The organism is Streptomyces natalensis ATCC 27448 (assembly GCF_000935125.1).
Lineage (GTDB): Bacteria > Actinomycetota > Actinomycetes > Streptomycetales > Streptomycetaceae > Streptomyces > Streptomyces natalensis.
On sequence record NZ_JRKI01000056.1, the window covers coordinates 33274 to 53008 of the forward strand.

Consider the following 19735-nt stretch of genomic DNA (forward strand, 5'->3'; position numbering starts at 1 on the left):
GAACTGACCCGTACCGCGGCCGCCTGGGTGGACATCCCCGACATACGGGTGGCCGTGGCAATCGCACGTGCCGCCCACGAGGAGTCCGCCGATCGCGGGCTGGCGCTCACCGCACACGACGACGGACGCTATCTGGCGTTCTTGCGCGGGCTGTTGGAGCGGCTGCGTACGCGGGGCGCGGTCGGGCACCGGTGGCAGGAGAAATTCCTCGACGAGGCGGGCACCAGCCGTTACTTCATCTGGGGTGGCCGCCCGCGCGGCATGAAGGCTTTCCCGAAGGGCGTCTCCGCACCGACGTTCCTGCTCGCGCGTCCCAAGCAGGGCAGCGAGTTCGACTTCGCCGCCGGGCGTCTGTCCTGGTACCAGACCTGGGCGCAACGCTGCCTCGACATGACCCGCGAGCAGGCCGACGAGTTCTGGGTGCGGCTGCTGCCCCGGCTCACGGACGCCGGTCTGCTCTCGGCCCGCACCCCGGGCGACACGGCCGCCCGGCTCTACGGTCTCCAACCGGGCGCCGTTCAGCTTCAGTTGCTGACTGACGGCCACGTCAATGAGTCCTATGTGCGCTGCCCGAAGTGCTTCTGGGAGCAGACCGTCCACCCCTCACTACTGGCTCAGTATCACGGGCAGCCCTGCCAGGCGTACCGCTGCACGACCGGACGGCTGATCGCGGGTGACCGATGGCTGGAGACCGTGGACCGGCACGACCGGGACCGCGACTACCGCGACGACTACTACCGCAGCCTGTACCGGCGAGCCGGCACCTACCAGATCATCACCGCCGAGCACACCGGTCTGCTCTCGCGCGGCAAGCGCGAACGCGTCGAGGACGCCTTCCGCAGCGGCAAGGGGTTCAACGACCCCAATGTGCTGTCCTGCACGCCCACGCTGGAGATGGGCATCGACATCGGCGAGCTGTCCGCCGTCGTCCTCGGTGCCCTGCCACGCCGGCCCGCCAACTATGCGCAGCAGGCGGGGCGGGCCGGGCGCCGTACCGGCAACGCCTTCCTGCTGACCATCCCCGACCGCTCCCGCCGTGACCTGTACTTCCTCGACCGGCCACGGGACATGATCGACGGGCGGATCGTGCCGCCGGGCTCGTATCTGTCAGCCATCGAGATTCTGCGGCGCCAGTACACCGCGCACCTCCTCGACCTCGCGGCGCGCGGCCGGCTGCTGCGCGAGGACGGCAAGCCGCTGGCTGCCGTGTCGCGCAGGGTCGACGAGCTCTTCGGCCCCTCCGGCTACCTCGCCGACCTCACCGACGCCGCCCTCGCCCACGGCGAGGAACTCGTCGCGGGCTTCCTCGCACTCTTCCCCACCGGCGTGAGCGACGCCGCCCGGGATGAGCTGACGAAGTACGCGGTCCGCGGCATCCGCAGCGCCATCGAGAAGGCCGAGCGAGAGTGGGAGCGGGAGAACCAGAAGCTGCGCACCCGTATCCGTACGATCCGCTCCGCGATCGACGAACTCAAGGAAGGCGACGACGAACAGGCCCGTACGAAGGCAGAGTTGGAGGCCGAACTGCGCGCCGTCTCGAAGCAGGGCGCCACGCGCCGGCGCCAGCCCGCCCAGACCGTGCTGTGCGACCTCGGCCTGCTGCCCAACTACGCCCTCATCGACGCCGCGACCACCCTCGACGCCACCGTCTTCTGGCCGGAGGGCACCACGCCCGAGGGGCGGGTCCGTTACACCTCGAAGTCGTTCTCCTACGGGCGGCCACGCGGCTTCGCCTTGTCCGAGCTCGCCCCCGGCAACACCTTCTACGCCGAGGGCTACAAGCACCGGATCACCGGCATCGACATCGTCACCGGCCGGGACCAGGACTGGCGCCAATGGCGCTTCTGCCCCTCGTGCGGTTACGTCCGCACCGAGAACGCCGAGACGGACGTCACGCCCTGCCCTCGGTGCGGGGATGCGGGGATCGCCGACTCCGGCAGTCTGTGGCAGATCGTCCAGCCCAGTGTCGTCACGGCCCGTGACAAGCGGGAGGATGCCAGGATCGGCGACGAGAGCGACGACCGCGACCGGCGCTTCTACACGGTCATCGACATGGTCGACATCGACCCCAAGGACTTCGCGGTGGGCAAGTCCTGGCGGCACACCAAGGAGATCTTCGGCGTCGACTACACCCGCCGCGCCGTCATCCGCCGCGTCAACGCCGGGCCACTGAGCATCGGTGCCCAGGACAACGATCAGCTCGCAGGGAAGCCTGTGCGCATCGCCCCTTTCCACGTGTGCACCGCGTGCGGAGCCGCGAGCGCCGACGGCCGGCCCGTCTTCGACGACGACCAGGACGCCGTCGACAACTCGGCCAACCGCCAGCGCGAACTCAAGCACCACACCCCCTGGTGCCCACTACGGCGCGGCAAGAAGGGTGTGGATCAGGAACCGGTCCTGCTCGCCCACGAATTGGAGACCGAAGCACTGCGGGTCCTGCTGCCCGCCGCGACCGTCCTCGTCGAGGAGAAGGTCCACTCCTTCCAGGCGGCCCTGCGCCTGGGCGTGGACGGCGCCTTCGGCGGCGACCCACAGCACCTCGCCACCACCCTCGCCACCATGCCGGACCGCGACACCGCGGAGAGACGGCATTTCCTGGTCCTGTACGACCGCCTCCCGCACGGCACCGGCTACCTCGACCGCCTGACCGACCCCCTGAACTTCCGGCAGGTGCTGGAGGGTGCACGCCGGCTGCTCGTGGAGTGCCCTTGCAACGGGGAGGGCCGACATGCCTGCTACCGCTGTCTGTACCTGTACGCCGACGAACAGCACATCGAGCGCGTCTCCCGCCAGGCCGCCCTGGAGATCCTCGACGAACTCCTGGGTACCGACACCGACGCCTGGGACACCAAGGCGGTCGGTAACACTGACCAGATCGGTCTTGACGGACAGGTCGAGTCCGACCTGGAGGCACGCTTCCTCAAGGCCCTGCGCGGGTGGGCCGGACAGCGCGCCGACGCCGTGCTGGAAGAGAGCGGTGACAACAGCGCCTATCTGCGGCTCGACGAGGTCGGCACCGTGCACGGCTGGCGTCTGACCGCTCAGCGCAACGAGGGTTTCACCCGTACCGACTTCACCTTCGAGCGCATCGACGGCCCCAAGCGGAAGATCACCGTCTACCTCGACGGACACCGCTTCCACGCCACCCGGCGTCACAACCGGCTCGCCGGTGACTCCGACAAGCGCAACCGGCTCCGGGCCGAGGGCCGCGTCGTCTTCCAGCTCACCTGGGACGACCTCGACGCCTTCGAGCGGCAGACGAACACGGCGGAGTCCTCCGCGGGGCGGGAGGCAGCCGAAGCGGTGTGGCCGCCGTATCCGCGCAGCGCCCAGGACGTCGCCAAGCGGCTCTACGCCGAACGCGGTAGCGACGACCTCACCGACACCGCCTTCACCGACCCCATGACCATGCTCCTCGCCTACCTGCGCAGTCCGGACGACGCGGCCTGGGGACGACGGGCATCGGCGGTGGTCGGCGGGCTCCTCGGAACCGGCAAGGAGATCCTCGTCGGCAACGGCGCCCCCGAGCAGACCCGCCAGACGCTCGACCGTCTCCTCGACGCCTGGGGCCGCACCGACGGCATGGACACGGCGCCCGTCCAGGGCACTGGCACGCTCAACCTGTTCCAGACGTGCGACGAGTCCCATCTGCCCGTCGCCTTCCTCGTCGACGGGGCCACCGGCCGCTGGTCCGCCCTGGCCTGCCTCGACGACACCGCACCCGACCAGCTCGGCACACCCGAACACAAGGCGCGCTGGCGCTCCTGGCTCCAGTGGTCCAACATTCTTCAGTTCCTCGCCGGCGACGACGGCGACGGTGTCCAACTGACGACCACCACCGCGGGCCGCTTCGACACCGCGATCCTCAAGGCCTTCGGCGGCCTCGGCGAACTCGAATCCCTCGTCGTGCGGTACGGCACCGGCGTACCCGCGACGCAATCCGAGCCCGCGGAGGCATCTCACGACACTCCTCTCGAAGCGGCGGTCCGGGATCTGCTGTGGGACCGGGAGATCCTCGAATACCTCGACGAGGACGAACCCGACGCCCCCCTCACCCGCCTCGCCCACATCCTGGCCGACGGCGGCAAGAAGGCCCCCGCCTACGGATACGAGCTCGGCGAACGCGGCTGGCTCGCCGACTTCGCCTGGGACCACGGCGAACAGCGGATCGCCGTCATGGCCGAACCGTACGACCAGGCGAACGAGGAGAGCGACAAGACCTGGAGTGCCTACCGCGACGCCGGGTTCACCATCCGCTCGGCCGACGACTGGCTCACCGGCCTCGACGCTCTGCTGACCACGCTCCCCGACGCGACCGCCCGCCCCGACTCCGAAGAACAGAGTGCCGCACGATGACTGCACGCCTGAGCCTCTATCAGAAGGCCGAGAACGAGCTCTACAAGATGGACTCGTCGGTCAAGACGAAGTTCTACGACTTCTGCCACCAGTTCCGTCTCGACCCGTATCACCCCAGCCTCGACCTCAAGCCTCTCAAGGGCGACGGCCGGATCTTCCGCGCCAAGATCGACCGTTCGTACCGGGCGCTCCTCGCCCGGGCGGGTGTCGGTGCCGATGGCATCCAGCAGTGGCTGATCGTCGCCGTCCGCCACCGCAAGGACGTCTACGACCAGCTCAGCGTCGCCGTCAACCGGGTGACCGGCGAGATCGAGTTCGTCGACCTCGGCGTCGTCGGACAGAGTGTCCTTCAGCGCGCGGGACTCCAGCTCACTCCGGCCACGGACGATCACGACGCACCGGCCCCGGACGAGCAGGCCGTACCGGCCGAGCCCACGCCCGCGCCCGTCGTGACGGAGCAACCGGCCGCCCTCACCGAACCATTCCTCACCGGCTGCGCCCCCGAGGACCTGCGCCGTCTCGGTGTCGCCGATGCCCTGATCGACGTCGTCCTCACGGTCACGACCGAAGAGGAACTCGACCAGCTCATCGTCGGCGCCCCGCGGCTGACCGCCGAGGTCCTCACCGGCCTCGGCTCCGGCATGTCCGTCGACGAGGTCGAGCGTGAGATCACCCAGCCCGCCTCTGCCGAACTCGAACCGGGCTTCGAGAACGACATGGCGGCGGCCCTCACACGCACCACGGTCACCACAGTCGACGACGACATCCGCAACGTCCTGGCCGAGGGCGACTTCCGCGCCTGGAAGGTCTACCTCCACCCCACCCAGCGCAAGACCGTCGAACGGAACTACAGCGGCCCCGCCCGGGTCAGCGGCGGCCCCGGCACCGGCAAGACCATCGTCGCCCTGCACCGCGTCGCCCGCCTCGCCGCCGCCCTACCGCCCGGTCACGGCAAGCCGATCCTGCTGACGACGTACACCAAGAACCTCACCGCCGATCTGCGCTCCCGGCTCACGTCGCTCATGGATCCGGCGCTGCTCGGCCGCATAGACATCAAGCACATCGACCAGCTCGCCCAGAACGTCCTGAACGAGAACACCGCGCCCGGCGCGCAGCGCGGCCTGATCACCGACGACCGGGCACTGGACGTGTTGCGCGAGGTCCTCTTCGAGCACGACGAGCAGCGCTGGGAGGCCGAGTTCCTCTTCGACGAATGGGAGCAGATCGTCCTCGGACAGTCCCTCGCCACCCGCCAGGGCTACTTCAAGGCCCGCCGTGCCGGTATGGGCCGTGCCCTCAACCGCCCCGAACGCGCCGCCGTCTGGAAGCTGCTCGACCAGTTCACCCTGCGCCTGGGGGGCATGGGCCGTGAGACCTGGGCGCAGGCCGCCGAACGCGCGGCGCGCTACGAGATGGAGCGCGCGCGCAAGATCCATCATCGGGCCGAACACAAGGCCGAGATCGGCGGCGGCGACCTGGCCCACCTCGACGACAACAGCTCCGCGATGCGCTACCTGCACCACCGCTACCGCCATATCGTCGTCGACGAGGCCCAGGACCTCAGCCCCGCCCACTGGAAGATGCTGCGCGCCATGGTCGCGTCCGGCCCGGACGACCTTTTCATCGCCAGTGACACCCACCAGCGGATCTACGACCGGCAGGTCACCCTCTCCACTGTCGGCGTCAACATCCGCGGGAGGTCCTCGAAGCTGACGCTCAGCTATCGCACGACGCAGGAAATCCTCGACCAGGCCGCCAGGGTCGTCCACGGGGCCACCTATGACGACCTCGACGACGGCACCGACACCCTCGACGGCTACCACTCCCTGCTGCATGGCCCGGCGCCGGAGTACGTCGCCTGTGCCGACTGGACCGACGAGATCACTCAGCTCGCCGAGGCCCTCAAGCAGTGGCGCGAGGACATCGCCCAGCCCGCCGAGGACGGCACCGTACGCGACCCGAGCGGGACCATGGCCGTCTGCGTCGCGGACGGCGAGATGGCCGGCCGTGTCGCCACCGACCTGGAGATGAAACACGGCATCACCACGGCGACCCTCACCAAGGACGGCCCGCAGGGGGGCGGAGAGGTCCACATCGGCACGATGCACCGTTTCAAGGGCCTCGAATACCAGAAGCTTGCGGTCGTCGGCGCGAGCGACGGCGTCCTTCCCCGCACCGGCCTCATCGAAAAGTACGCGACGACCGACCCCAAGCGCTACGAACGTGAACTCAAGAAGAGCCGCAATCAGCTCTTTGTCGCCGCGACGCGAGCCCGCGACGCGCTGCGAATTTCCTGGCACGGCAGACCCAGCCCATTCCTGCCCCTGTAGGCCGGATCGATTCGCCGGAGAAGGGGGTCGCAGAGCACACCGGATCTCATGCCACCGGGCACGTGACGTGGTGGAGCGGTGGGAGCAGGGCGAGGGCAGGCCGCTCGATCCCACCTCCGACACCGCCCGTACGGCCGCCGTGCACCCCCGCCGCGCCTACGACTTTCGACGCCTGCCGCCTGCCGCCTGCCGCCTGCCGCCTGCCGCCTGCCGCCTGCCGCAAGAGGCTCACGGCAATGAGCGTCACGCAGTATGACCACATGGCGAGGGCCACGCCGCCCGAGCGCCTCGACGTAGGCGAGCGTCAAGAACATGACGAGAGTGCGGCCACGGCTTGCGCCACCGTCGTCGAGCCCCGACGAATCCGCAGGTCAGGCGCGTACGGCCGACCAGCCCCGCGTTTCAGCTGTTGTACGGACGGAAACAGGTGGAGCGCACCAGGCCCACCACAAAACCGCAGGTCAAGAGCCCTTGGCCGCCCGCTCCAGAATCACCACACACTCCACATGATGCGTCACCGGAAACAAATCAAACGCCCGCATCCGCCGCGGCACATACCCCGCCTCGCGGAAGTACTTCAGGTCGCGGGCGAGGGCAGCCGGGTCGCAGGCGACGTAGGCGATGCGGCGGGGGGTGAGGGAGGCGAGGTGGGTGACGGTTTTGTGGCCGGCGCCGGCGCGGGGTGGGTCCAGGACGACGAGGTCGACGTCGGTGATGCCGGTGCGAGGGAGGACCGACTCGACCTTGCCGTGTTCGATGCGGACGCGGTCCAGGTCGGCGAGGTTGTGGCGGGCGTCTTCCACCGCGCGCTTGCCGGACTCGATGCCGAGGACGGCGCCCTTGTCGCCGACGCGTTCGGCGAGGGCACCGGCGAACAGGCCGACGCCGCAGTAGAGATCGAGGGCCATATCGCCCTTCTTCGGCATCAGGCCCTGCATGACGGCCTCGACGAGGAGGTCGGCGGCCTTCGGGTGGACCTGCCAGAAGCCGCCGTGGCCGACCCGCCAGGTGCGGTCGGCGGCGCGTTCGCGGACGAAGGGGCGGCCGTGGACGCGGTGGATCTGTTCGTCCTTCTCGCCGATGCGCAGGACGGAGACGGGCTTGTCGAGCTCGACGATCGGGAGGCGGCCGCCGGGCTTGGGCGTGAGGATGACCTGGCGGTCGTGCGAGCCGGTGGCGGCGATCGCCTCGATGGTGGCGATGGTGGGCCAGTCGCGCTGCTCGATGCCCAGTTCGCTGACGCCGGGGGCCGCGATCATGCAGTGGGTGACGGGCTCGACGTCGTGGGAGCGGTGCTTGCGCAGGCCCACCCGGCCGTCGGCGTCGACGGCGTACTGGACGCGGGTGCGCCAGGCCGGGACCTCGCCCTTGGCGACCTTGTCGCCGGGGGCGGGTTCGACCGTGCCGTCCCAGTGGGCGTCCTCGGGCGTCAGACCGGCCAGCCGCTGGAGCTGTTCGGCGATGACCTGGCCCTTGAGCCGGCGCTGGGCACCGGGCGCGGCGTGCTGCCAGTCGCAGCCGCCGCATTTGCCGGGGCCGGAGAAGGGGCAGGGCGCCTCGACCCGGTCCTTGGAGGCGGACAGGATCTCCACCGCGTCGGCGCGCAGGAAGCGGGCGCCCTCCTCGCCATGGGTGACGCGGGCGACGACGCGCTCCCCGGGGAGGGTGTGCCGTACGAAGAGGACCTGGCCCTCGGACGTACGGGCGATGCAGTGGCCGCCGTGGGCGACCGGGCCGACCTCGACCTCGTACTCCTCGCCGACCAGCGACGTCTTCGGTTCTGTCTGCATGGCGGGAGGGCTCCAAAAGGTGGCGGCGAGGAGGCGGGCGGCGAGAAGGCTGCGGGCACGGCGGCGGACGCGCGGGACCGGCCGGCCCGGCCTCCGGGGCGGAGGCCAGCCGTCAAGTCTACGTCCCGCAGGGCGGTGCCCGCGCCCCGTGCGAGCCGTGCCTACTCCTCGACGGCCGCCGCCTTCTCCTTCTCCTTCTTGCGCTCCTTCTTCGGCTGCGCCGTGACCGGTCCGCGCCGTACCGCACCGGGGGCGTTCCAGTCGGCGCGCTTGCGGGCGCGCCGGCGGGCGGCCTCGGAGGAGTCCAGCTGCCAGGGGACGGAGGTGACCATCACGCCGGCGGTGAACAGGAGGCGGCCCTTGAGGCGCAGGGCGCTCTGGTTGTGCAGGAGGTGCTCGTACCAGTGGCCGACGACGTATTCGGGGATGAAGACGGAGACGACATCGCGCGGGCTCTCCCGGCGCAGCGATTTGACGTGGTCGATGAACGGGCGGGTGATCTCGCGGTAGGGGGAGGCGAGGACCTTGAGGGGGACCTCGATGCCGCGGCGGTCCCATTCCTCGCGCAGCGCCTTGGTGTCGGCCTGGTCGACGTCGACGCTGACCGCTTCGAGGGTGTCCGAGCGCATCAGCTTGGCGTAGTTCAGGGCGCGCAGGGTGGGCTTGTGGAGCTTGGAGACCAGGACGATGGAGTGCACGCGGGAGGGGGCCACCACGTCGTCGTCGGGGCTGTCGTCGGGCGCGATCTCCTCGGCGACGCTGTCGTAGTGGCGGCGTATCGCGCTCATGGTGACGAAGAAGACGCCCATGCCGAGAACGGCCACCCAGGCGCCGTGGGTGAACTTGGTCAGCAGGACGACGACAAGCACCAGGCCGGTGAGGCTGGCACCGAAGGCGTTGATGGCGCGCGAGCGCTGCATGCGGCGGCGGGCGGCCGGGTCCTGCTCGGTCCGCAGATGGCGGTTCCAGTGGCGGACCATGCCGACCTGGCTGAGCGTGAAGGAGACGAAGACGCCGACGATGTAGAGCTGGATCAGGCGGGTGGAGTCCGCGCCGTAGAGGTAGGTCAGGACGGCGGCGGCGCCGGCCAGTACGACGATGCCGTTGGAGAACGCCAGGCGGTCGCCTCGGGTGTGCAGCTGGCGCGGCAGATAGCGGTCCTGGGCGAGGATCGAGCCGAGCAGCGGGAAGCCGTTGTAGGCGGTGTTCGCGGCGAGGAAGAGGACCAGGGCGGTGGCGGCGGCCAGGACGACGAAGAGGAACGAGCCGTTGCCGAACACCGCCTCGGCGACCTGGGAGATGACCGGGTTCTGGGTGTAGCCCGGGCCGAGCGGCTTGCCGTGGTCCAGGAGGTCCTTGGCCGGGGTCTCCGCCATCTTGACGTGGGTCGTCATGGCCAGCGCGATGATGCCGCAGAACATGGTGACCGCGAAGCCGCCCATCAGGGCCAGCGTGGTGGCGGCGTTCTTCGACTTCGGCTTGCGGAAGGCGGGCACGCCGTTGGAGATCGCCTCGACGCCGGTGAGCGCCGCGCAGCCGGAGGAGAAGGCGCGCAGGAGGAGGAAGAGCAGGGCGAAGCCGGCCAGGCCGCCCTGTTCGGCGTGGATCGTGAAGTCGGCGGTGGGGGCCTTCATGGTGTCGCCCATGACCAGACCGCGGAACGCACCCCAGGCGATCATGATGAAGACGCCGGCGACGAAGACATAGGTCGGGATCGCGAAGAGCTTGCCCGATTCCTTGACCCCGCGCAGGTTCATCAGGGTCAGCAGCACGATGACGGCGACCGCGCAGAGGGTCTTGTGCTCGACGACGAAGGGGATCGCGGAGCCCAGGTTCTCGATGCCGGAGGCGATGGAGACCGCGACGGTCAGCACATAGTCGACCAGCAGGGCGCTGGCGACGGTCAGGCCGGCCTTGGGTCCGAGGTTGGTGGTGGCCACCTCGTAGTCGCCGCCGCCGCTCGGATAGGCGTGCACATTCTGCCGGTACGACGCCACCACGGTGAACATCAGCACCACGACCGCGACGGCGATCCACGGGCTGAAGCTGTACGCGCTCGCACCTGCGATGGACAGGACGAGCAGCACCTCGCCCGGCGCGTACGCCACGGAGGAGAGCGGGTCGGAGGCGAAGACGGGGAGTGCGATGCGCTTGGGGAGCAGGGTCTCGCCGAGCTTGTCGCTGCGCAGTGCGCGCCCGATCAGGATCCGTTTGGGCACGTCGGTCAGTTTGGACACGGAGAGGATGTTAAGGGTTCGTCAAGATCCCTGCCCAGTGGTCACCGCCCCGGGCGACAACCGGCGGGTGGCCGCGGCTCGTGTGACCTGCGCGGCGTCTGCGGTCGGCGCGGTATCTCCACACGATCCACACGCGGTCGTCACACCTCGACTGCATACGGCATGGGGCGGCAGAGGTGTGTGGTACGTCTCACGGTTGCCGGGTCCGGTCGGCCCCGTCCCCGGCACCGGCCGCTGCGCGCGGGCGGCGGGCCAGGAGATCGCCCAGGCCCTGGCGGGTGGCGGCGAGCAGTACCCGGTCCTGGGGGCGCAGGACGTAGCCGTCGCCCAGTTCGTGGACCAGGAGCGCGGGCGCGCGGTCGGTGCCCGGCGGCGCCGCGGCGGCCGCCTCCGTCGTCTCGTCGGGTGCGGAGGTGTCGACGGCCAGGACGCGCAGCCGCCCGGGGCGCAGGACCTCGCCGATGGTGCGGCCCTCCAGGGCGGCATGGCCCCGTACGCCGACCCGGGCGACCAGCAGCACCCGCCGCTCGACGGGAATCGCCCCGAGGATCTGACGACCCATCATGGCGCCGGCGAAGGCGGGGGCCGCGAGGAAGGAGACGCTGCGGCTACGGGTCAGGGCGCGGGGATGGGCGGCGCGCAGGGTGCGGTAGACGGCGGTGGCGAAGTGGTCGTCGAACAGTCGCAGGGTCACCCGCAGCCGGGGCTTGACCGAGCGGGCGTACAGGGCGGCCTCCAGATTGGTGGTGTCCTCGCTGGTCAGGGCGAGGAGGGTGTGCGCCCGGTCCACCTTGGCGGCCTCCAGCACACCCTCGTGGGTGACGTCCCCCACGACCGTGGGCACCCGCAGCCGACGGGCAACGGAGATACCGCGCGCCTCCGGGTCGGCCTCGATGCACACCACGGGGATGCCCCGCTCGTGCAGCAGCGTCAGCACCCGGGTGCCCACCTTGCCCAGGCCGAGCAGCACCACGTGCCCGGACAGCCCGCGCGGCGGACGGCGCAGGGCGGAGGCGCTGCGGAAGGTGCCCAGGCCCTCGAAGGCCGCGGCGACCAGCACCGGCAGCAGCAGCATCCCGGTGAGCGCGGACAGCAGCTGAAGGATCTTGCGGGGCAGCGGCTCGGCGAGCGCGGGGTCGTCGATGGCGAAGAGGTCGAGGAGGGTCAGATAGGCGGCGTGCAGCGGCTGTTCGCCGGTGCTGAGGCTGGAGGCGACGGCCAGGGCGAGGACGGCGAGGACCACCCCGGCCAGTGACCAGCGCAGCCGCCGGGAGAAGAGGGAGGCCAGCGGGGCGCCGCGGCCGCGCAGGAGGGAGGGGCGCACCGTCCGCCCCGTGTAGGAGACGGTTTCCAGGACGATGGTGCCGCGCCCCTCGGCGGCCGCGGCCGTCTCGTCGTCCGGCAGCAGTACCGGGCGCTCGTCCCCGGCCGGCGGCACGGTGGCGGCGGAGCCGGCGGTGGCCGGGTCGGTGGCGGCCGGGTCGGTGGCGGAGGCGGTGAGCACCGCCAGGGTGCACAGGCCGGGCCCGGCCGCCCGGCCCGGTGGCACCGGCGCGCGCTCCACGGCCCGCAGCAGCAGCCCGTCCGCCTCGATGACCTTGCTGGTCCCGGCGACCGCGGTGGCCGCCAGCGCCGGGGCCACGGTGTCGGCGTCGGAGAGCACGGTCGTGGAGGCATCGGCCTGGGCGGCGTCGTCGCCGCCCGGGGACGCGACCGTCGCCGCCTGGTCGAGCAACGCCTCCAGATGCTGGCCGAGTTTGCGGTTGTAGAGCCGGATCACCAGCCGCAGCCGGGGGTTGAGCCGGCGGGCGCGCAGCGCGGCGTGGATGTTGAGTTCGTCGTCGTCGTAGACCAGCGCCAGCGCGCCCGCCCCGGCGATGTCCGCCGCCGTCAGCACGGCATCGTCGGCCTCCGCCGCCTCCAGGATCCGCACCGGCTCCTCGGGCATGTCGTCGCCGTCGTCCGCCCCGGCCGCCGCAGCCGCCTCCGGCGGCAGCAGGGTCGTCCGCGTCATCGCCGCCGACATCCGTCCCAGCAGGGCCGTGGCCCGGTCCAGCGCACGAGCCGGCGGCGGGATCCGGGGCCGGTGCGGCTCCCGGGCGGAGGGGACGACCAGCGTCACCCGTTCGCGGTAGACGTCCTTGAGTTCCGCGGCGAGCCGGTGCGCGAGCGCATCGTCGCCGCAGACCACCATGTGCGGTGCGATGGAGTCCTGTTGGGGCTGCTGAGGCAGATTGGGCACACGTCGTAGCGTGCCGTACGGGAGCCGCGTGGCGCAGCCAGGTGCGGTAAGCGGGTGCACCGGCCGATTGGGCCCGCATCTGCCGGGTGGCGACCGCGCCCCTTAACGGACGGCGCATTACGGCTACGGTTGTACCCGGACCACGCTGCGCCCAACGCGCCCGTTGATGCGTACGGGGTCCCGGTCGCGAGCAGTGGCCTTGCGACCGCGAGCCGTAGCCGCGCTTTGCCGGCACTCGGAGAAGGAAGAGTTGAGCAGGGTGTTTGGGCAGATCAGCGCGCTGAGTCAGGGCACGGGGTAATCGCATGCACATCGTCATCATGGGGTGCGGCCGGGTGGGCTCCGCGCTCGCACAGACCCTGGAGAGCCAGGGCCACACCATCGCGGTGGTGGACCAGGACCCGACCGCCTTCCGCCGCCTGGGCTCGGCCTTCGGCGGCCGCCGCGTCACCGGCGTCGGCTTCGACCAGGACACGCTGCGGGAGGCCGGGATCGAGGAGGCGGGCGCCTTCGCCGCCGTCTCCAGCGGCGACAACTCCAACATCATCGCCGCCCGGGTGGCCCGCGAGATGTTCGGCGTCGAGAACGTCGCGGCCCGGATCTACGACCCGCGCCGCGCCGAGGTCTACCAGCGCCTGGGCATCCCCACCGTCGCCACCGTCCGCTGGACGGCCGACCAGATGCTGCGCCGGCTGCTGCCCTCGGGCTCCGAGCCGCTGTGGCGCGACCCCAGCGGCGGCGTCCAGCTCGCCGAGGTGGCCGCCTCCCCGGCCTGGGTCGGCCACAAGATCAGCAAGCTCCAGGACGAGACCGGCGTCCGCGTCGCCTTCCTCACCCGGCTGGGCGAGGCGATGCTCCCGACCTCGCAGACGGTGCTGCAAGAAGGCGATCTGGTGCACGTCATGATGCGCACCGACGAGGTCGAGAAGGTCGAGGCGGCGTTCGCCGCCGGTCCCGAGGAGGCGCACGCATGAGGGTCGCAATCGCGGGCGCGGGTGCGGTGGGTCGATCCATCGCCGGTGAGCTCTTGGAAAATGGCCACGAGATCCTGCTGATCGACAAGGCGCCGACCGCCATCTCGGTCGAGCGGGTGCCGCTGGCTGAGTGGCTGCTGGCCGATGCGTGCGAGATCACCTCGCTCGACGAGGCGGCGCTCCAGCGCTGCAACGTCGTCATCGCCGCCACCGGTGACGACAAGGTCAATCTGGTGGTCTCGCTGCTCGCCAAGACCGAGTACGGCGTGCCCCGGGTGGTCGCCCGGGTCAACAACCCGAAGAACGAGTGGCTGTTCAACGAGTCCTGGGGCGTGGACGTCGCGGTCTCGACACCCCGCCTGATGTCGGCGCTGGTCGAGGAGGCCGTCAGCGTCGGTGACCTCGTACGGCTGCTGCGCTTCAGCCACGGCGACGCCAACCTCGTCGAGCTGACTCTGCCCCCGGAGGCGGCGCTGGCCGGCACCCGGGTCGGCGACGTGGAGTGGCCCGAGGACACCTCCCTGGTGACGATCATCCGCGGGACGCGGGTGCTCACGCCGAACAAGGAGGACGCGCTGGAGGCGGGCGACGAGCTGCTGTTCGTGGCCGCGCAGTCGCGCGAGGAGCAGCTGGAGGATCTGCTGTCGGTGCGGCGGACGGACGCCTAGCGGACGGTCGCCCGGCAACGCGGCGGGGCCCGGGAACCTTCGCGGTTCCCGGGCCCCGGTGCGTTGCTGCCGGGTGGGTCAGCGGCGGTGGCGCGGCCCCTGCGGGCGCCGCGCGGCCTCCACGGCGACCTCGGCGGCGAGGCCGTGACCGAGATCCTCGGCGACGGCGTCCAGGACCTCCCCCTCGGCGCTCCGGCGCTCCGCGGCCGCCCGCTGCGCCTTCTCCCGCTCCTCCTCGGCCTCCATCTCCGCGAAGACATCGATCGGCGGCGGCGCCTTCGTCAGGAAGACCCAGGTCAGCCACAGCGCGAGCAGGAACGGCGGCAGCTTGAGGGCGACCAGCACCCAGCCGAGCTGCGCGGTGTTCGCCCACCAGTACAGGGGGAAGAGGATCGCGCATTTGGCCAGCAGGATCAGGCCCCAGGCCCAGCTGGACTTGGCGTAGGCCCGCTTGCGGCCGGGGTTACGGGTGCGCCAGGAGAGGTTCTCCTTGAAGACCGGGCCCAGGATCAGGCCGAGCAGCGGGACACCGGCGAGCGTGGTGGCGATGTAGGCCAGGGCCAGGCCGAGGGTGTAGAGCATGCTCGGCAGATAGAAGTCCTTGGCATTGCCGGTCATCATCGCGAAGACCACGCCGAAGGCCACGCCGAAGACGCCGCTGAAGGCGTGCTTGAGGGTGTCCCTGCGCACCAGGCGGACGGCGGTGAGCACCAGGGAGACGGCCAGGGCGGCGATCGCCGAGACGTGCAGGTCCTTGCTGACCGTGTAGATCGCGACGAACAGCAGGCCGGGGAGGATGGTCTCCACCGTGCCGCGGATGCCGCCGAAGGCCTCGAAGAGCGCCTGTTCGGTCGCGGCTCTGCCGTCGGCGGCCTGGCCGGCGTCGGCGTCCGCCGTGGCGGGCGCGGTGGCATCCGCGCCGGTGGTCGGTCGTGGGTCGGTGGTCGGTCGGTCGTGAGACGGCACCGGCTACTCCTGTCCGAGCGGTCGGAGTTCGTACTTCGGGTTGAAGAGCACCCGGCGTCCGTGACTCATGGAGACCCGGCCCGAGGCGATGAGCTTACGGCCCGGCTCTATCCCGACGATGGAGCGGCGGCCCAGCCACACCACGTCGAGTGCGGCGGAGCCGTCGAACAGCTCCGCCTCCAGCGCGGGCACACCGGCGCGCGGCCGCAGCGTGACATGCCGCAGGGTGCCGGTGACCTTGACTATCTGGCGGTCAGCGCAGTCGCAGATACGGGTACAGCCCGTGTCCTGCGCGTCCTTTCGCAGCTCGGCGCTCTGCAGCTCCTCCTCGGAGGACGACAGCCGCTCGATCATCCGGCGGAAACGACCGGCCGGCTTCTCGGATCGGGTCCCAGCACTCATAACCCCAGCGTACCGGTGCCCCCGGCCGGGGATCACGAGCCGCGACGCAAGGTCGTACCGGGCCGTACGGGGCCGCCGGGACGCCGCCCGCCCCTCACTGCTCGAAGCGATACCCCATCCCCGGCTCCGTGATGCTGCATCCCCCGGGGGCAACCCCCGGACCCCCGGCCGCAACACCCGCCCCTCACTGCTCGAAGCGATACCCCATCCCCGGCTCCGTGATGCTGCGTCCCCCGGGGGCAACCCCCGGACCCCCGGCCGCAACACCCGCCCCTCACTGCTCGAAGCGATACCCCATCCCCGGCTCCGTGATGAAGTGCCGGGGGTGCGACGGATCGCTCTCCAGCTTGCGGCGGAGCTGGGCCATGTAGACCCGCAGATAGTTGGTCTCGGTGCCGTACGAGGGGCCCCAGACCTCCTGGAGCAGCTGTTTCTGGCTGACCAGGCGGCCCTGGTTGCGCACCAGGACCTCCAGGAGGTGCCATTCGGTGGGGGTCAGCCGGATGTCGCGGCCGCTGCGGTTGACCTTCTTGGCGGCCAGGTCGACGGTGAAACCGTCCGTCTCGATGATCACCTCGTCCTCGGCCGGACCGGTCGGCTCGGCCCTGCGCACCGCGGCGCGGAGCCTGGCCAGCAGCTCGTCCATGCCGAACGGCTTGGTGACGTAGTCGTCCGCCCCCGCGTCCAGCGCCTCGACCTTCTCGTCGGAGGTCTGCCGGGCCGAGAGCACCAGGATCGGCACCCGTGTCCAGCCGCGCAGCCCCTTGATCACTTCGACCCCGTCCATATCGGGCAGGCCCAGGTCGAGGACGATGACATCGGGGTGGCGGGCGGCGGCGAGCTTGAGGGCGGTGGCCCCGTCGGGGGCGGCGTCGACCTCGTACTTGCGCGCCTTCAGGTTGATCACGAGGGCGCGGACGATCTGCGGCTCGTCATCGACCACAAGCACCCGGTTCACTGGCGTTCTCCCTCGTCGTCACGGTTTCTCGGCGTCACGGTTTCTCGGCGTCGTGGTCCGCCGTCGTCATGGTCGGTCGTGGTCATGGTCTGGTGTCGGGTGGTCCGGGCCGCCGGGCTCATGTGACCGCCCGGGCCGGGAGGTCGGCGCGGACCGGTGGATGGCCGGCCGCCGCCCGGAGGGTGAGCACCATGGTCATGCCGCCGCCGGGGGTGTCCTCGGCGGTCAGGGTGCCGCCCATCGACTCCGCGAAGCCCCGGGCCACGGCCAGGCCCAGGCCCACGCCGGCGCCGCGCGGGGAGTCCCCGTAGCGCTGGAAGGGTGCGAAGATCCGGTCCTTGGCGCTGTCCGGGACGCCCGGCCCGCGGTCGACGATCCGCAGCTCCACCCGGCCGCCGAGCGCGCTGGCCGAGACCAGCACCGTCTTCCCCTCCGGGCTGTACTTCACGGCGTTCTCGACGAGGTTGGCGACCGAACGCTCCAGCAGCCCCGGGTCGACAGCGACGATCGGCAGTTCCTCAGGGATGTCGAGGGTGACGCTGCCCTCCGGCACGCCGCCCAGCGCCATCGGGACCACCTCGTCGAGGTCGATCTCGCGGATCAGCGGGGTGACCGTGCCGGTCTGCAGCCGGGACATGTCCAGGAGGTTGCCGACCAGGTGGTCGAGCCGGTCCGCGCCCGCCTCGATGCCGGCCAGCAGCTCCTTCTCGTCCTCCTCGGACCAGGCGACGTCGTCGGAACGCAGGGAGGTGACCGACGCCTTGATGCTCGCCAGAGGGGTCCGCAGGTCGTGGCTGACCGCGGCCAGCAGTGCCGTACGGATGCGGTTGCCCTCCGCCAGCTCGCGGGCCCGCTCCGCCTCGCCCACCAGGCGCTGCCGGTCCAGGACGACGGCGGCCTGAGCGGCGAACGCGGCCAGCACCCGGCGGTCCTCCGCCGGCAGCACCCGTCCGGTCAGCGCCAGCGCCATGTGGTCGCCCACCGGCATGTCGACATCGGCGTCCTCGGGGCGCGCGGGCGGCCGGCTGTCGCCGCTGCCCGCCCGTCCGGCGCAGGTCCACGGCTCCACCTCGCTGCCGCGTTCCAGGAGCACCACCGTGTCCATGGCGAAGGTCTCCCGTACCCGCTCCAGCAGCGCGTTCAGCGTCGTCTCGCCGCGCAGCACGCTGCCCGCGAGGAAGGAGAGGATCTCCGACTCGGCGCGCAGCCGGGCGGCCTGGTGGGTGCGGCGGGCGGCGAGATCCACCACCGAGGCGACCGACACCGCGACCGCGAAGAAGATCGCGATGGCGACGATGTTCTTGGGGTCGCTGACCGTGAGGGTGTGGGTGGGGGGCGTGAAGTAGAAGTTGAGCAGCAGCGAGCCGACGGCGGCGGAGGCCAGCGCCGGCAGCTGTCCGCCGAGCAGCGCCGCGACGACCGTCAGGAAGAGGAAGAGCAGGACGTCGTTGGCCAGCCCCGGGCCGGTGTCGATGCCGGTCAGCAGCAGTGAGAGCAGCACCGGACCGGCCACTCCGACGAGCCAGCCGGCGATGATCCGCGCCCGCCCCAGCCGCGCCCCGCGCGCCACCGGCAGCCCACGGCCCTTGGCGGCCTCTTCGTGGGTGACGATGTGGACGTCGAGATCGGGTCCGGAGTCGCGGGCGACGGTGGCGCCCACGCCCGGGCCGAAGACGTACTGCCAGGTCTTGCGGCGGCTGGAGCCGAGCACGATCTGGGTGGCGTTGACCCCGCGGGCGAACTCCAGCAGGGCCGACGGGATGTCGTCGCCGATGACGTGGTGGAACGTACCGCCGAGATCCTCCACCAGCGTGCGCTGGACGGCCAGTTCCTTGGGCGAGGCGGAGGTCAGCCCGTCGCTGCGGGCGATGTAGACGGCGAGCACCTCGCTGCCGGACCCCTTGGCCGCCATCCGGGCCGCGCGGCGGATCAGCGTACGGCCCTCGGGGCCGCCGGTCAGGCCGACGACGATGCGCTCGCGCGCCTGCCAGGTCGAACGGATCGAGTGCTCGGCGCGGTACGCCTGGAGGTACTCGTCCACCCGGTCGGCGACCCACAGCAGCGCCAGCTCGCGCAGCGCGGTGAGGTTGCCGGGCCGGAAGTAGTTGGACAGTGCGGCATCGACCTTGTCGGAGGTGTAGATGTTGCCGTGTGCCATACGGCGGCGCAGCGCCTGCGGCGACATGTCGACGAGCTCGATCTGGTCGGCCCGGCGGACGACTTCATCGGGAACGGTCTCCTGCTGGCGCACTCCCGTTATCGACTCGACGACATCCCCGAGTGACTCCAGATGCTGGATGTTGACCGTCGAGATCACATCGACCCCGGCCTCCAGCAGTTCCTCGATGTCCTGCCAGCGCTTGGCGTTGCGCGAACCGGGGACGTTGGTGTGGGCGAGCTCGTCGACCAGCGCCACGGCCGGCCGCCGCGCCAGCACCGCGTCGACGTCCATCTCGGTGAACGAGGTGCCGCGGTAGGCCAGCTCGCGGCGCGCGATGTGCTCCAGCCCGTGCAGCATCACCTCGGTACGGGGCCTGCCGTGATGCTCGACGAAGCCCACCACGAGATCCGTACCGCGCTCCATGCGCCGGTGCGCCTCGGACAGCATCGCGTACGTCTTGCCGACGCCCGGTGCCGCGCCGAGATATATCCGTAGCTTGCCGCGTGCCATGGTCCCATTGTCTTACGTGAAGGCCGCCCCCACCGGGCTGGGCCTGTAGCGACCCTACAGACCCACAGCGGGAAAAAAGCCGCAGGTGACGGCATTGCGTCCGGTCTTGACGCGACTCTGATACAGCGGCCGGGCGGGCCC

General features: G+C 71.0%; 11 protein-coding genes. 4 read left to right on the forward strand and 7 right to left on the reverse strand.

Features of this window, described 5'->3' with window-relative positions; translation table 11 throughout:
- The first annotated feature begins 390 nt into the window (after positions 1 to 390).
- Both SNA_RS45390 and SNA_RS30030 read left to right on the forward strand, forming a co-directional pair.
- A complete protein-coding gene (locus tag SNA_RS45390; RefSeq protein WP_420823525.1) occupies positions 391 to 4356 on the forward strand; it encodes a DUF1998 domain-containing protein in 3966 nt (1321 codons plus the stop codon).
- Complete coding sequence (locus tag SNA_RS30030; RefSeq protein ID WP_030062957.1) at positions 4353 to 6686, forward strand: UvrD-helicase domain-containing protein; 2334 nt, start codon at positions 4353 to 4355, stop codon at positions 6684 to 6686. The genes SNA_RS45390 and SNA_RS30030 overlap by 4 nt, the downstream gene beginning before the upstream one ends.
- A gap of 461 nt (positions 6687 to 7147) precedes the next feature.
- On the opposite strand, the gene SNA_RS30035 is transcribed toward SNA_RS30030, so the two are convergent.
- The 3 genes from SNA_RS30035 to SNA_RS30045 all read right to left on the reverse strand — a co-directional run bounded on the left by SNA_RS30035 (position 7148) and on the right by SNA_RS30045 (position 12907).
- A complete protein-coding gene (locus SNA_RS30035) occupies positions 7148 to 8476 on the reverse strand; it encodes a class I SAM-dependent RNA methyltransferase (protein ID WP_030062958.1) in 1329 nt (442 codons plus the stop codon).
- Between the two features lie 161 nt (positions 8477 to 8637).
- A complete protein-coding gene (locus SNA_RS30040; RefSeq protein ID WP_030062959.1) occupies positions 8638 to 10713 on the reverse strand; it encodes an APC family permease in 2076 nt (691 codons plus the stop codon).
- A gap of 190 nt (positions 10714 to 10903) precedes the next feature.
- A complete protein-coding gene (locus SNA_RS30045; protein WP_037788376.1) occupies positions 10904 to 12907 on the reverse strand; it encodes an NAD-binding protein in 2004 nt (667 codons plus the stop codon).
- Between the two features lie 353 nt (positions 12908 to 13260).
- On the opposite strand from SNA_RS30045, the gene SNA_RS30050 reads away from it, so the two are divergent.
- Together SNA_RS30050 and SNA_RS30055 are read left to right on the forward strand one after the other, a co-directional pair.
- A complete protein-coding gene (locus tag SNA_RS30050; RefSeq protein ID WP_044367738.1) occupies positions 13261 to 13929 on the forward strand; it encodes a potassium channel family protein in 669 nt (222 codons plus the stop codon).
- On the forward strand, positions 13926 to 14597 hold the full coding sequence (locus SNA_RS30055) for a potassium channel family protein (protein ID WP_030062961.1): 672 nt from the start codon (positions 13926 to 13928) through the stop codon (positions 14595 to 14597). Before SNA_RS30050 ends, SNA_RS30055 begins: the two co-directional genes overlap by 4 nt.
- Before the next feature lie 78 nt (positions 14598 to 14675).
- Here the strand turns inward: SNA_RS30055 and SNA_RS30060 are convergent, their stop codons facing one another.
- The 4 genes from SNA_RS30060 to SNA_RS30075 form a co-directional block, all read right to left on the reverse strand.
- Positions 14676 to 15563: a DUF3159 domain-containing protein gene (locus SNA_RS30060; RefSeq protein WP_030062962.1), complete on the reverse strand. Its 888-nt coding sequence runs from the start codon at positions 15561 to 15563 to the stop codon at positions 14676 to 14678.
- Positions 15564 to 15566: 3 nt separating this feature from the next.
- Entirely contained in the window at positions 15567 to 15965 is a 399-nt protein-coding gene (locus SNA_RS30065; RefSeq protein WP_078970305.1) for an OB-fold nucleic acid binding domain-containing protein, read from the reverse strand.
- 274 nt (positions 15966 to 16239) lie between these two features.
- Positions 16240 to 16923 carry a response regulator gene (locus SNA_RS30070; protein ID WP_030062964.1) on the reverse strand — a complete coding sequence of 228 codons (684 nt, stop codon included), beginning with the start codon at positions 16921 to 16923 and terminating at the stop codon, positions 16240 to 16242.
- 118 nt (positions 16924 to 17041) lie between these two features.
- Positions 17042 to 19594 carry a sensor histidine kinase gene (locus tag SNA_RS30075; RefSeq protein WP_044367740.1) on the reverse strand — a complete coding sequence of 851 codons (2553 nt, stop codon included), beginning with the start codon at positions 19592 to 19594 and terminating at the stop codon, positions 17042 to 17044.
- Positions 19595 to 19735: the final 141 nt, after the last annotated feature.

What these genes read in the sequence shown, in the direction of transcription:
- SNA_RS45390 (WP_420823525.1), top strand. Translation starts at nt 391, where the DNA reads ATGACCCGCGAGCAGGCCGACGAGTTCTGGGTGCGGCTGCTGCCCCGG.
- SNA_RS30030 (WP_030062957.1), top strand. Translation starts at nt 4,353, where the DNA reads ATGACTGCACGCCTGAGCCTCTATCAGAAGGCCGAGAACGAGCTCTAC.
- SNA_RS30035 (WP_030062958.1), bottom strand. Translation starts at nt 8,476, where the DNA reads ATGCAGACAGAACCGAAGACGTCGCTGGTCGGCGAGGAGTACGAGGTC.
- SNA_RS30045 (WP_037788376.1), bottom strand. Translation starts at nt 12,907, where the DNA reads ATGGTGGTCTGCGGCGACGATGCGCTCGCGCACCGGCTCGCCGCGGAA.
- SNA_RS30050 (WP_044367738.1), top strand. Translation starts at nt 13,261, where the DNA reads ATGCACATCGTCATCATGGGGTGCGGCCGGGTGGGCTCCGCGCTCGCA.
- SNA_RS30055 (WP_030062961.1), top strand. Translation starts at nt 13,926, where the DNA reads ATGAGGGTCGCAATCGCGGGCGCGGGTGCGGTGGGTCGATCCATCGCC.
- SNA_RS30065 (WP_078970305.1), bottom strand. Translation starts at nt 15,965, where the DNA reads ATGAGTGCTGGGACCCGATCCGAGAAGCCGGCCGGTCGTTTCCGCCGG.
- SNA_RS30075 (WP_044367740.1), bottom strand. Translation starts at nt 19,594, where the DNA reads ATGGCACGCGGCAAGCTACGGATATATCTCGGCGCGGCACCGGGCGTC.